The sequence below is a fragment of the Hydrogenivirga sp. genome, from assembly GCF_056450045.1.
The window spans coordinates 1-12,827 of the sequence record NZ_JBWONM010000089.1; the positions used below are offsets into that span (position 1 = coordinate 1).

Annotated in this window: 12 protein-coding genes; 8 read left to right on the forward strand and 4 right to left on the reverse strand. The window is 52.1% G+C overall.

Translation table 11 applies throughout. From position 1 onward, the window contains the following. Positions 1-580, reverse strand: a 580-nt coding sequence (locus AC1HCM_RS03780) for a phosphoribosylanthranilate isomerase (protein ID WP_479460446.1), incomplete at its 3' end; no start/stop codon positions are given. Between the two features lie 9 nt (positions 581-589). Beyond that, positions 590-1,045 (reverse strand): Mut7-C RNAse domain-containing protein, encoded by a 456-nt coding sequence (locus AC1HCM_RS03785; protein ID WP_479460447.1) that lies wholly within the window; start codon positions 1,043-1,045, stop codon positions 590-592. Positions 1,046-1,059: 14 nt separating this feature from the next. Between AC1HCM_RS03785 and AC1HCM_RS03790 the strand changes: the two genes are divergently transcribed. From AC1HCM_RS03790 to AC1HCM_RS03815, 6 genes are read left to right on the forward strand one after another with little or no spacing between them, the layout of a single operon-like run. Further along, a complete protein-coding gene (locus AC1HCM_RS03790) occupies positions 1,060-3,519 on the forward strand; it encodes an AMP-binding protein (protein WP_479460448.1) in 2,460 nt (819 codons plus the stop codon). Positions 3,520-3,546: 27 nt separating this feature from the next. Further along, complete coding sequence (locus AC1HCM_RS03795) at positions 3,547-4,005, forward strand: Fur family transcriptional regulator (RefSeq protein ID WP_479460449.1); 459 nt, start codon at positions 3,547-3,549, stop codon at positions 4,003-4,005. Further along, positions 4,002-4,394: an acyl-CoA thioesterase gene (locus AC1HCM_RS03800; RefSeq protein WP_479460450.1), complete on the forward strand. Its 393-nt coding sequence runs from the start codon at positions 4,002-4,004 to the stop codon at positions 4,392-4,394. The genes AC1HCM_RS03795 and AC1HCM_RS03800 overlap by 4 nt, the downstream gene beginning before the upstream one ends. Positions 4,395-4,435: 41 nt before the next feature. Further along, positions 4,436-5,689, forward strand: coding sequence for a M16 family metallopeptidase (locus AC1HCM_RS03805; RefSeq protein ID WP_479460451.1), 1,254 nt, complete (start codon positions 4,436-4,438; stop codon positions 5,687-5,689). 12 nt (positions 5,690-5,701) lie between these two features. After that, entirely contained in the window at positions 5,702-5,863 is a 162-nt protein-coding gene (locus AC1HCM_RS03810) for a hypothetical protein (protein ID WP_479460452.1), read from the forward strand. Next, positions 5,864-7,120: a M16 family metallopeptidase gene (locus tag AC1HCM_RS03815; protein WP_479460453.1), complete on the forward strand. Its 1,257-nt coding sequence runs from the start codon at positions 5,864-5,866 to the stop codon at positions 7,118-7,120. Positions 7,121-7,122: 2 nt separating this feature from the next. Here the strand turns inward: AC1HCM_RS03815 and ligA are convergent, their stop codons facing one another. Beyond that, positions 7,123-9,270 (reverse strand): NAD-dependent DNA ligase LigA, encoded by a 2,148-nt coding sequence (ligA, locus tag AC1HCM_RS03820; protein WP_479460454.1) that lies wholly within the window; start codon positions 9,268-9,270, stop codon positions 7,123-7,125. Between the two features lie 17 nt (positions 9,271-9,287). Between ligA and AC1HCM_RS03825 the strand changes: the two genes are divergently transcribed. Both AC1HCM_RS03825 and AC1HCM_RS03830 read left to right on the forward strand, forming a co-directional pair. Further along, positions 9,288-10,175, forward strand: coding sequence for an FAD:protein FMN transferase (locus AC1HCM_RS03825; protein WP_479460455.1), 888 nt, complete (start codon positions 9,288-9,290; stop codon positions 10,173-10,175). A gap of 100 nt (positions 10,176-10,275) precedes the next feature. After that, positions 10,276-11,541 (forward strand): DUF3373 domain-containing protein, encoded by a 1,266-nt coding sequence (locus AC1HCM_RS03830; protein WP_479460456.1) that lies wholly within the window; start codon positions 10,276-10,278, stop codon positions 11,539-11,541. A gap of 36 nt (positions 11,542-11,577) precedes the next feature. Here the strand turns inward: AC1HCM_RS03830 and ahcY are convergent. Continuing rightward, positions 11,578-12,827 (reverse strand): adenosylhomocysteinase (ahcY, locus tag AC1HCM_RS03835; RefSeq protein WP_479460457.1); only part of this gene is annotated, 1,250 nt, incomplete at its 5' end.

Sequence of the window (12,827 nt, forward strand, 5' to 3'; positions counted from 1 at the left end):
TGAGTTTTATTTTATCCTTTACACCCGGCTCGGACTCCACACCTGAAGAGACGTCAACGGCATAGGGTCTTACCTCAGAGATAGCCTTCTTTACGTTCTCGGGATTTAAACCACCAGAGAGAAAGAGTCTGAAGCCCTTCTTGACCACCTCCTTGGCTATGCCCCAGTTGAAGCTCTTCCCAGTCCCACCGTAGGACTTCCGGGAGTAGGTGTCCAAGAGCACGGCGTAGCCGTCCTTCCAGCCCTCCTCTATGCTGGGAACCTCCTCCTTGACTCTGAAGGCTTTTATCACCCTGCCAAGACCTACATCCTTTGCCATGCTGAGCTCCTCCTCCCCGTGGAGCTGGACGAGTTCAAAACCCTCATCAAAAACCCTGAGAATCTCCTCCCTGCTCGGGTTCACCATCACCGCCACCCTCTTGGCGCCCTCTGTCTCTCTGATTATCTCCCTCCTGAGCTCTGGCGGGACAAACCTCGGACTCTTCGGGTAGAGTACAACTCCTATGTAGTCCGCCCCAAGCTCAAGGGCGTAGAGGGCATCCTCAACCCTCCTTATCCCGCAGACCTTTACCTTTACCATTTCAATAAACTAACACCTGCTCAGAGCCCTCTCAAGCATCCTGACCATACCCTCGTAGTGGGTTCCCTTCCAGAAGACCCAGCCACATCTCGGGCAGAGGGTAAAATCGTAAGCGGTCTCGTAAGCCTTCTCCGGAACCCTGTCCCTGACCTCTTCCTTGGGGACCGCTTTGAGGGGAGCACCGCAGTGGGCACACCTGTCAAGCCTCAGCCTGGGCTCAATACCGAAGTGCTTCACAACCATGCAGAGCTGGAGCTCCCAGTCGTGCCTTGGAACGATGAGGTAATCTATCCTCGCCTTCTTTAGGCTGTCCTCCCACCTCTTTGAGGTGGTTATGAAGACCCTGTCCTGATTTTTGGCAAGCTCCCTCAGGTTTATCTCCCCTTCAAGGAGCTTAACATCGTGTCCCAGAAACCTGAGCCACTTTGCCAGCTTGGAGAGGTTGCTTTCAAGCAGAAACTTCATCTTTAATAAAGATAATGTTGAGAGACCACGGGAAGACAGCTCTCATACATGGGGGAAGGGAGATAAGCTACTCGGAGCTCCTTGAGAACGTGGGCTCCTTCACGAGTCTCATAGATACCCTTCCCGATGAGAGGGTGCTGATAATCTCGGAAAACAGACCCGAATGGATATACTCCCTCTACGCGATATGGAGAAAAGGCTCAATAGCGGTCCCCGTTGACTTCATGTCCACACCCGAGGAGGTAGCTTACATTCTTAAGGACTCAAGACCAAAGCTCGCCTTCTGCTCAGAGCAAACCCGTGAAAACCTCCTTAGGGCTATAGAACTATCGGGGGTTGAGCTCGTAGTTCTTAACTACGACGGGCTTGCCCTTCCAAAGCCTTACGAGAAAACGGTTCACAGGGAGGCGGAGGACTTAGCCCTCATCCTCTACACCTCCGGGACCACGGGAGAGCCAAAGGGTGTCATGCTCACCTTCAAGAACCTCTTCTCCAACATAGAGGGTGTAGCTCAGGCAGGTATAGCTACAAAGGAAGACTTAACCTTAGCCATACTTCCCTTCCACCACTCCTACCCTCTTATGGTCACCCTTCTCGTTCCCCTTCACATAGGTGCCACGATAGTCTTCCTTGACAAGCTCTCTCCCGAGGACATCCTTGAAAAGCTCCAGACCTACGGGATAACTATAGTTGTCGGCGTCCCGCGCCTTCACTCCCTCTTTCACAGGAGGATAATGGAGAGGATAAACTCAAACATCCTCACGAGGACCCTCTTCAAGCTCATGGAGAGGGTAGATTCCAGAGCGATAAGGCGGAGGGTGTTCTCAAAGGTTCATGAGGTCTTCGGCGGGAGGGTGAAGTATCTCGTGAGCGGGGGAGCAAAGCTTGACCTCCAGGTGGCGAAGGACCTCACTACGCTCGGTTTTACGGTGGTTGAGGGATACGGACTGACCGAGACCTCCCCCATAGTGACCTTCAACCCTCCCGATGCCATAAAGCTGGGTTCTGTCGGGCTCCCGATAAAGGGGGTTCAGGTGAGGATATCTCAAGAAGGCGAGGTTCTTGTGAGAGGTCCCAACGTTATGAAAGGGTACTGGAACAAGCCAGCCCAGACCGAGGAAGTCATAAAGAACGGCTGGCTCTACACGGGGGACCTGGGGGAGATGGACGAGGAGGGGTACCTTTACATAAAGGGGAGGAAGAAGGAGATAATAGTCCTCGGGACGGGTAAGAACGTCAATCCCGAGGAGATAGAGGAGCTCCTCTTAAGAGAATCTGACCTCATCAAAGAGGTGGCAGTCCTTGAGGTTGATGGAAAGCTCCACGCCCTCATACATCCCGACCTTGAGAAGGTGAAGGAGAGGGGAGTGCTCAACCTTCATGAGACCCTCAAGTGGGAGGTTATAGACAGGGTAAATAGAAAACTCCCTCCCTGGAAGAGGATAGCAGGCTTCAAGCTGATAGACAGAGAGCTACCTAAGACGAGGCTTGGCAAGATAAGGAGGTTCATGCTTCCAGAGCTCTACAGAAGGTCCGAAGAGTTAAAGAAGGAGGAAAGCACGGAGATCTTTAACACCCCCGAAGGGGGTCTTATAAAGGAGTACCTTGAAAAGGAAACGGGAAGAGAGGTCCTGCCCTCCGACCACCTTGAGCTTGACCTCGGTCTTGACTCCCTCGGAAAGGTTGAGCTGATAAGCTTCTTAGAGAACGCCTTCGGCGTGTCAATAACGGAGGAAGACCTCTCCAAGCACAGCACAGTGGGTGAGCTGATTGAGTTCATCAGGAGCAGAAGGGAACGCCTTGAGACGGGAGAGGTAAGCTGGAAGGATATCCTCACCAGTGTTCCCCCTCAAGAGCCTCCCGACTACCCCCTTATCTTCTCCCTTGGAAGGAAGCTCCTCTACCTCCTCCTGAGGCTCTACAACAGGATAGAAGCGGAGGGAACCCACCTGCTTCCCCAAAAGCCCTTCATACTTGCCCCAAACCACGCAAGCTATATGGACGCCTTCGTAGTTGCCTCCTTACTGCCCGAGGAAATAGCCAAAGACACCTACTTTCTGGGGGAGGAGGTTTACTTCAGAAACCCTCTGACCTCTCTCTTTGGAAAGCTCGCCCACGTTATAACGGTGAACGTAAACAGGAAGCTAAAGGAGTCCCTTCAGAAGGTGGCACAGGTTCTGAGGAAAGGCAAAGTCGTTCTGATATTCCCCGAAGGAGCACGGACGAGGACGGGTGAGCTCATGGAGTTCAAGAAGGGGGTGGCTGTCCTGAGCAGGGAGCTCGGCATACCCATAGTTCCCGTTACGATAATCGGAAGCTATGAAGCCTGGTCCATCTACGATAAGTTCCCAAAGCCGAAGAAGATCAAGGTCAGGTTCGGGGAGCCGATATACCCCGACGGCAAGAGCTATGAAGAGATAACCGAGGAGCTGAGAAAGAGGGTGGAGGAGCTCCTGACAAATTCTTGCAATTGAAAATGAGACTAACTATATTATTCTGCAATGAGTGTCAATCTCAATGAAATAAAGAGGGAGTTTACCAAGTTCCTGAAGCGAAAGAACATGAAGGTAACCCAGAGCAGGCTTAACCTTATAGACCTTATAGCGAGCTACGGAAAGCACTTTGAGGTGGAGGAGCTGGTTAGCTGGATAGCAACGAGAGCTGACAGGAGCGTCTCCCGCTCAACTATATACAGAACGATAAAGCTCCTTCAGGAGTTCGGTGTGATAAAAGAGGTGATAAAGCTTGACAACAGGACCATATACGAGTTTGTAGCGGGGAAGGCTCACCACGACCATCTGGTATGCGTTGAGTGCGGCAAGATAATAGAGTTCGTGAACGAAGATATAGAGAAGCTCCAGGACGAGGTTTGCAGGGAGTACGAGTTCAGCCCTATGCACCACAGGCTTGAGATATTCGGTATCTGCTCCGAGTGCATGCGCAAGAAAAGTGCAAGATGAACTACAGGAGGAGGGTCCAGTTCTACGAAACCGACGCCCAGGGCGTAGTTCACCACTCCAACTACTTCCGATACTTTGAGGAGGCGAGAGGTGAGTACCTCAGGCAGATGGGAATGCCTTACTCGGAGATAAGGAAGGGGGGCTACGAGGTCGTCCTGCTGGAAGCCTGCTGCAGTTTCAAGAAGCCCCTCTTTTACGACGAGCTCGTCCAGATAGAGCTCGCCCTTGAGAGCCTAAACAGGTTCACCTTCTCCTTTACCTACAACGTTTACGTTGAGGGCGAGCTGAGGGCGGAGGGAAGGACAAAGCACTGCATGGTCTCGGGGGGTAAAATAGTCTCCGTGCCAGAAGAGATAAGAAGGAGGCTTCTTGCGGAGAGGAAGGTATGAAGGCTCTCCGCCTGTTTTTATTTCTTACTCTGGAGGTTGTTATGAGCGTTGCCCTTGCCCAGGAGCTCTACATAAGGGACCTGCCCAACGGAGCGAAGCTGATAGTGAAGCCAAGGGAGGACACAGAGGCGGTTGCCCTTCACGTATGGTTCAGGGTGGGTTCAGTTTACGAGAAGTACGATGAGAAAGGTATGGCTCATTTCCTTGAGCACATGCTCTTCAACGGCTCTGAGAAGTATCCCTACGGGGAGATAGACAGGATAGTGGAGAGCCTCGGGGGAAACATAAACGCGGGAACCTCAAAGGACTTTACCTACTACCACATAGAGATAGCAAGGCCATACTGGAAGCAGGCTCTTGAGGTCCTCTACCAGCTTACACTCAAGGCACTACTTAAGGAGGAGATGATAGAGAAAGAGAAGCCGATAGTTATAGAGGAGCTGAGGCGTGGGAAGGACAACCCCAACACCGTTCTCTGGGAGACCTTTGAAAAGACAGCCTACAAGGTCTCTCCTTACAGGTTTCCCGTCATAGGCTTTGAGGATACCATAAGGAAGTTCACCCGTGAGATGCTCCTGAGGTTCTACAGGAGCTTCTACCAGCCTAAGAACATGGCTGTTGTCGTCGTTGGAAACGTTGACCCTGCCCAGGTTGAGAGGGAGGTGCTCAGGACCTTCGGCAGGGAGGAGGGAAGACCAGTTCCAAAGGTCCAGATACCTTCGGAGCCCGAGCAGATGGGTGTTCGCTTTGAGAAGATAAAAGACCCGCGGGTGGAGAAGGCATACTGGATTATCGGCTGGCGTGCCCCCGCCATAGGTAAGACGGATTACTACGGTCTCGTTGTTCTTGATGAGCTCTTAGGGAGCGGCAGGACCTCTGTCTTTTACAGGAAGCTCAGAGAGAAGGGTCTTGTTTACTCCTTCTTCACCGGAGACCTCGGAAGACCGAGGGACAACATGTATGTGGTGAGTGCGACCTTTGACCCCGAAAAGTACGAGGAGGTGAAGGCGAAGGTCTTCTCCCTGCTCAGGGAGGTCTATGAGAAGCTCACAGACCAGCAGGTGGAGGAGGCGAAGCTCAGGATAATCGGCTCAAGGATATTTGAGGAGGAGAGGGTTGAAGGGGATGCCTACGATATAGGTTACTCCTACACGGTTGTCAGGGACCTTGACTTTTACAGGTACTTTGAGAACAACGTAAAGAGGGTGAGGAAGGTTGACCTCCTCAGGATCTTTGAACGCTACCTTAAAGAGGACAAATACGTTGAGGTTCTTATGGTCCCAGATAAAGAATAGGAGGTGCAGGCTATGAAGAAGTTGGCAATCGTTCTATTGCTCGCAGGCTCCCTCTTTCTCTCCTCCTGTGTAGAGCTCGCTCTATTGGCTGGTGGTATCGCCGCAGGTGGTGCGGCGGGATACTACGCCGGAAAGGAGGGCTACAAGGTAAAGGTGGAGAAGGAAGAGGAGTAGATGAGAGCATTTCTCTTCTTCCTTTTTATACTCAGCGTTGCCTTTGGAGGTTATGGTGTGGTTGAGAAAACTCTTCCCAACGGTGTAAAGCTCATAGTCAAGGAGACTAAGGGAAAGGGTATAGTATCGGGCGTTGTCTTCTTCAGGGGTGGGCTCAATGGAGAAGAGAAGAAAGGGGAGACCCACCTGCTCTTTACCCTCCTTCTGAAGGGCTCAAAGAACTACCCGAGCTCTTATGAGGTATCCCTCCCCTTTGAGAGGCTCGGTGGCTACATATACAGCTCCTCGGGCAACGACTTTTCGGAGATAGGCTTTGCCACGAGGGATGAGGGTATAGAGGAGGCGCTGAAGGTTATAAAGGACATCATAGAGAACCCCCTCCTCAGGGAGGAGGATATAGAGAGGGAGAGGAGAAACACCCTGATAGCCATCAGGTCAAAGAGGGAGAGGGGGATGGAGTTTGCCATGGAAAACCTCAGGAGGCTCACCTACAGGGGGACTCCCTACGAGACCTCCCCCCTCGGAAGTGAGGAGAGCGTTGTCTCCATTACAAGGGAGGACCTTCTCAGGAGGCTTGCAAGGATAAGGAAGGGCGGGAACGTGGTCGTGAGTGTCGTGGGGGACCTGCCTGCGGGAAGGATAATAAAGCTCCTTGAGGAAGCCTTCATGGGGCTGGAGGGAGGGTCCCTGAACATAGAGGAGAAGGAAGCTCCCATAGAGAAGGAGGAGCTTCTCAGGGTTAAGAGAGAGGGAACTCAGGCTACTATCCTCTGCGCCTTCAACGCCCCTCCCAGGAAGGATAGGGACTACTTCACCTTTAAGGTCCTTACGAGCGCCTTAGGTGAAGGCATGACCTCAAAGCTCTTCAAGGAGCTCAGGGAGAAAAAGGGTTACGCTTACGCTACCTACGCCTTCTACCCGACGAGGCTCTCCGCTCCAAGGCTCTTCACCTACATAGGTACTTCACCTGAGAAAAGGGAGAGCGCCTTCAAGGACCTTATAGCAACGGTGGAGAACCCCCAGCTAAGTGAGGAGGATATAGAGATAGCAAAGAAGAAGATAGTGGGGGATTTTCTCCTTGACCATCAGACACGGCTCAGGCAGGCATGGTATCTGGGCTTTTATGAGGTCATGGGCTTTGGCTGGAAGATGGACAGCGAGTACACCGAAAGGATAAGTGAGGTGGGTCTCCAAGATGTTGAGAGAGCTGTAAAGAGATACATAGGACCTTACCACTGCGTTATGGTTGAGCCCTGATGTCAGAAAAGAAGTCCCTCCCTGCCTTCGGTTCTCTTCAGCTCCTCTACGTTGACGTAGTCCTTTATGAGTTCAAGGAACTCTTCTTCACTTAGGGTCTTTATCCCGAGCTGTTTTGCCCTCGTGAGCTTAGTCCTGCCCGGCTCCGCACCCACCACGAGGTAGGTCGTTCTTCTTGTGACGCTGTTTGAAAATACACCTCCCAGACTCTCAACTATCTCCCCCGCCTTCTCCCTGGAACAACAGCTAAGGGTTCCCGTGAAGACGAACACCATTCCCTTAAGGGGTCCCTCCTTCTCAAGCTCAGTCCTCTTCAGCTTTACTCCAGCCTTCTCCAGCTTCTCAATTACCTTTACGTTCTCCTCCCTTGAGAAGAACTCCTTTATGCTTCTTGCCACCACCTCCCCTATGCCCTCAATGCCCATCAGCCTCTCAAGGGGCATATCCCTGAGGTCCCAGATGCTGTCTATCACCTGAGCAAGCTTCTTTGCGGTCGTCAGCCCCACGTACCTGATACCGAGCCCGTAGAGGACCCTGTCAAGACCCCTGTTCTTTGATTCCTGAATGGCGTTGTAGAGGTTGTAGGCTGACTTCTCCGCAAATCCGGGAAGCTTCATGATATCAACGGGTTTGAGGTAGTAGAGGTCTCCCACGTCCTTTGCAAGACCGCTGCTGTGCAGAGCTTTCGCCGTTGCCTCTCCCAGACCTCTTATATCCATGGCTTCTCTGCTTCCCCAGTGCTTGAGCCTGAGGACGACCTGGGCTGGGCAGGCTATGTTTATGCATCTCCAGGCTACCTCCCCGGGGAGCTTTACAAGCTTGGAGCCACAGGAAGGGCAGTTCTTGGGAAACTCTATGGGTATCTCATCCCCGTCTCTCGCCTCCTTTATCACCTCAACCACGTAAGGTATGACGTCCCCCGCCCTCTCTACCAGCACCATGTCCCCTATCCTTATGTCCTTCTCCCTTATGAAGTCCTCGTTGAAGAGGGAAACGGAGGATACTGTAACACCCCCTATCTGGACCGGCTCCAGCTTGCCTACCGGCGTCACGGTTCCCACCCTTCCAACCTGGAATACCACCGATATAAGCTTTGTTGTTGCCTGCTTTGGTTTGAACTTGAAGGCGATAGCCCATCGCGGGTGGTGAGAGGTGAAGCCAAGGACCTCGTAATACTCCTTCTCGTTCACCTTTATGACCATTCCATCTATCTCGTAGGGGTAGTTCTCTCTCTTCTCCTCCCACTCCCTGCAGTAGGCTATGACCTCATCTATACCTTTGCACAGCTTCATATCTGGAAAGGGCGTCTTGAAGCCAAGTTTGTGAAGCATCTCTATGGCTTCGTAGTGGGTGGGCGGATGCTTGGACTCGGGCTCAACATAGGAGACCTGATAGACCACAGCGTCAAGCTTCCTCTTTGCTACCTCCTGAGGGTTCTGGAGCCTTATTGAGCCGGCTGCAGCGTTTCTCGGATTGGCAAAGGGCGTAAGCCCTTCCTCAAGCCTCTCCTGATTCATCTTCTTGAACTCTTCCTTGTTTATCAGAACCTCACCCCTTATCTCAATGAGCCTTATATCGTAGCGGGAGAACTCAGCCCTCAGAGGAATGCTCCTTATAGTCCTCAGGTTGTTCGTTATATCCTCTCCCGTCTCTCCATCACCCCTCGTCGCACCCCTAAGGAAGAGGTCATCTCTATAAACGAGGGCTATACCTGCACCGTCGTACTTGGGCTCCACGCTGTAGAGGACCTGCTCAAGACCTGTGAGCTCTCTTACCCTCCTGTCAAAGTCCCTCAGCTCTTCCTCGGTGTAGGCGTTGTCAAGGGAGAGCATGGGAGTGTAGTGCTTGACCGTTGGGAAGGCTCCCGTTATCTCGCTCGCAACCCTCTGGGTCGGTGAATCGGGGGTTATAAGGTCTGGATACTTCTTCTCAAGGTCCCTGAGGGCTCTGAAGAGCTGGTCGTACTCGTAATCGGAGATGACGGGAGAAGCCTGAACGTAGTACTTGTAGTCGTGGTAGTTTATGACCTCCCTGAGCAGAGGAGCGTACTCCTCAGCCTTCTTGTGGTCTGCTTCCCTTATCTTGGGTAGCTCCTTTAGGAGCCTTTTCGTGAGCTCTATGAGCTCTCTCTCCCTATCTGGTGTGTACATAATTAAATTTTAAGTCAATGCTCCTTGTGTGCCTCCTCTTTATCTTTTCCCTCTCCTTCGGAGTTGAGAGGCTCTTTTACGTGATGGGGACCTATGCACTGATTGACCTCCCCACCGAGGAGGAGGTTTACAGAGCCTACAGGATTCTCAGGGAGGTTGAGAGGAAAATATCAAGCTACATCCCAACCTCAGACATATCCAGACTCAACGAAAGTGCTGGGGTAAGGGAGGTAAGGGTATCTCCCCTGACCGCTGAGATGCTGAGGATCTCCCTCTACGTCTCTGAAAGGACCTTCGGTTTCTTTGATATAACTATCGGGGCACTGACAATAAACGCGAGGAGGAAGGGGTTCCTGAGCGAGAAGGAGGCAAAGAGGCTTGTATCCTTCAGGAACCTGAAGCTATCGGGGGAGAGAGCCTTTCTCAAGAGGAAGGGAATGGCCGTTGACCCTGGGGGCATAGGAAAGGGCTACGCCCTTGACGTCCTCAGGAGAAGGCTCGGCACGAAGAGGGGTTTTGTTGGCATAGCAGGGGACATGAGCGTCTGGGGAGAGGAAAGGACCCTTGCCATAAAGGACCCCCTGAGGGGTGGTTCTCTCCTTCAGCTTGTAAATAATAAGGACCTCTGCATATCCACCTCTGGCAACTACATAAAGGAGCACATAGAGAGGTCAGACAGGAATCTCTACCAGATCACCGTTGTCCATGAGGTTTGTTCCCTTGCCGATGCCTACGCAACCGCCCTCTTCTCAATGCCGGAGGAAGTGCGCAGGAGGTTTTACAAGGAGAACCCCGATGTGGGTGCTCTTGAGCTCTACAGGGATGGCAGCATATTCATGAACGATACCTTCAGGAACTTCTTCAGCATAATACTCTTAAAACATGAAATAAAGTCTCAGAAATAAATCTTTCTTTTTCTGTTAATCCTCTCAACATGAGCTCAATCATAGAAATAAATATTGAGATTTGGTTTCATTTTCTAAAATCCCGATGGAGGTAGTTAGCATGCTAAGGAAGAGCCTTCTCCCCACCCTTATCCTTTCCTCGGCGCTCTTTGCCCAACCTTCGGAGGAGGTTAAACAGCTGAGAGAGGAGGTAGAAGTTCTCAAGGAAGAGCTGAGGAAGTTAAAGCTTGAGATCTCCATGCCAGAGGCTACGGAGTACAGAAGCTACTCCGGTCTCGGTCCTGCTGCCTCAAAAGCCTTCATAAACCCGAAGGGTGTTTCTATTGGAGGCTATGGTGAGCTATGGCTGACCCACGACCCCAACGCAAAGCCAAAGACAGAGCTTGACCTTTACAGGTTCATCATATACCTTGGCTACGCCTTCACCGAAAAGCTAAAGTTCAACTCAGAGATAGAGATAGAACACGCTCTCGTTGAAGGAGGGGAGGAGAGCGGTGAAGTGGCTTTGGAGTTCGCCTTCCTTGATTATAGGATAAACAGGGCTATCGGTGTGAGGGGAGGTATGGTCCTCATCCCCGTAGGTATAACTAACGAATACCATGAGCCTCCCACCTACTTCAGCGTGAAGCAGCCCTACCTTGAGAAGAACCTTTTCCCTTTCACCTGGAGGGAAAACGGACTTGGTATCTACGGTGAAGTGGGTCCTGTTGAGTACAGGGCATACCTGATAAACGGGATGAAGGCTGAGAGCGGTGAGTACAAGCTCACTTCTCCTCTCAAGAAGCTTTCCCAGAAAGGCTCCGAAGCTGTCTCCGACCAGCTCGCCTTCACCGGCAGGCTTGATGTGAAGCTGCCTATGAACCTCAAGGTAGGTGCATCCACCTTCATCTCGGGAGTTCAGAACGGAAGCGGTGAAAAGCTCGGTACCATCTCCCTCTTCTCTCCCCACCTCTGGTGGCAGTATGCGGGGTTTGATGTGAGGTTCGTGGGAGCCTACGCCACTGTGAGCGGAGCGCTCAGGATAACCAGCGAGCTGGACGATGGGAATCCCTCCAACGGGCAGGAGATATTCCCCAAAAAGATGCAGGGCTTTTACCTTCAGGTAGCCTACAATGTCCTCCGCTTCTTCAACACCGAGCAGGAGCTCTACCTCTTTGGTAAGTTAGAGAGCATAGACAGGTACAAGGAAGTGCCTTCTGGATATACGAAACCTACAGGCTCGGCGAGCAAGCTTGACGTTATAAACGTGGGCTTATCCTACAAGCCCCATCCCCTTGTAGCACTGAAGGCTGACTACGCCAGGGAGAACTACAAGGAGGGTGAGGACAGAGATATATACTCGGGAGCTATTACCTGGATGTTCTGAGTCCCTCCCCGCCTTCGGGCGGGGCACCTCCTCCTTTTAAGTCCCAAACTCCCACGAGGACAGGTACTTCACCTGCTCGGGTGTGAGCTCGTCTATCTCAATCCCCATAGCCTTTAGCTTCAGGGAGGCAACCTCTCTGTCTATCTCGTCAGGTACCTTATAGACGTCCCTCTTGAGCTCTGAGCTCTTCTCCTTTATGAACTCTGCCGAGAGCGCCTGATTTGCAAAGGACATGTCCATAACGGATGCGGGATGTCCCTCTGCAGCTGCAAGGTTTACAAGCCTTCCCTGTGCCAGAACGTATATCCTCCTTCCATCAGGAAGTTTATACTCTTCCACCTCTTTTCTTATCTCCCTCCTGGAGACGCTCATCTCCTCCAGGGCATTCAGGTCTACCTCAACGTTGAAGTGCCCCGAGTTGGAAACTATCGCCCCGTCCTTCATAACGGCGAAGTGCTCTTTCCTTATCACCGAGGTGTTCCCCGTAACCGTCACGAAGAAGTCTCCGAGCTTTGCAGCTTCAGACATCGGCATGACCAAGAAGCCGTCCATCCTCGCCTCAAGGGCTTTTATTGGGTCAACCTCTGTTACTATAACGGTCGCTCCCATTCCCCTTGCCCTCTGAGCTACTCCCTTACCGCACCAGCCGTATCCGGCAACCACGAAGTAGGAACCCGCTATAAGCCTGTTGGTTGCCCTGAGTATTCCATCAATGGTTGATTGCCCCGTCCCGTACCTGTTGTCAAACATGTGCTTCGTGTAGGCATCGTTCACCGCTATTATGGGGAACTTGAGAACTCCGTCCTTAGCCATAGCCTTGAGCCTTATAACTCCCGTTGTGGTCTCCTCCATGCCGCCGAGTATCTCTTCCGCAAGCTGGGGGTACTCCTTGTGTATCGTTGAGATCAGGTCTGCCCCGTCGTCTATAACTATGTGGGGCTTCTTCTCTATAACAGCTTTTAGGTGGGAATAGTAGGTGTCTCTATCCTCTCCCCTGATGGCGAATACGGGTACCCCGTAGTGTTTGACGAGGGCGGCTGCCACATCGTCCTGGGTTGAGAGTGGGTTTGAGGCGGTCAGGTAGACTTCAGCTCCCCCCTCCTTGAGAGTAAGTACAAGATTTGCGGTTTCTGTGGTAACGTGCAGACAGGCCGATATCCTCACACCGCGAAGCGGTTCTTCCTCTTTAAATCTTTCCCTTATGCTCCTGAGAACGGGCATGTCCATCTCAGCCCACTCAATGCGGTTCTTACCCTGGTCTGCGAGGGATAGATCTTTGACGTGGT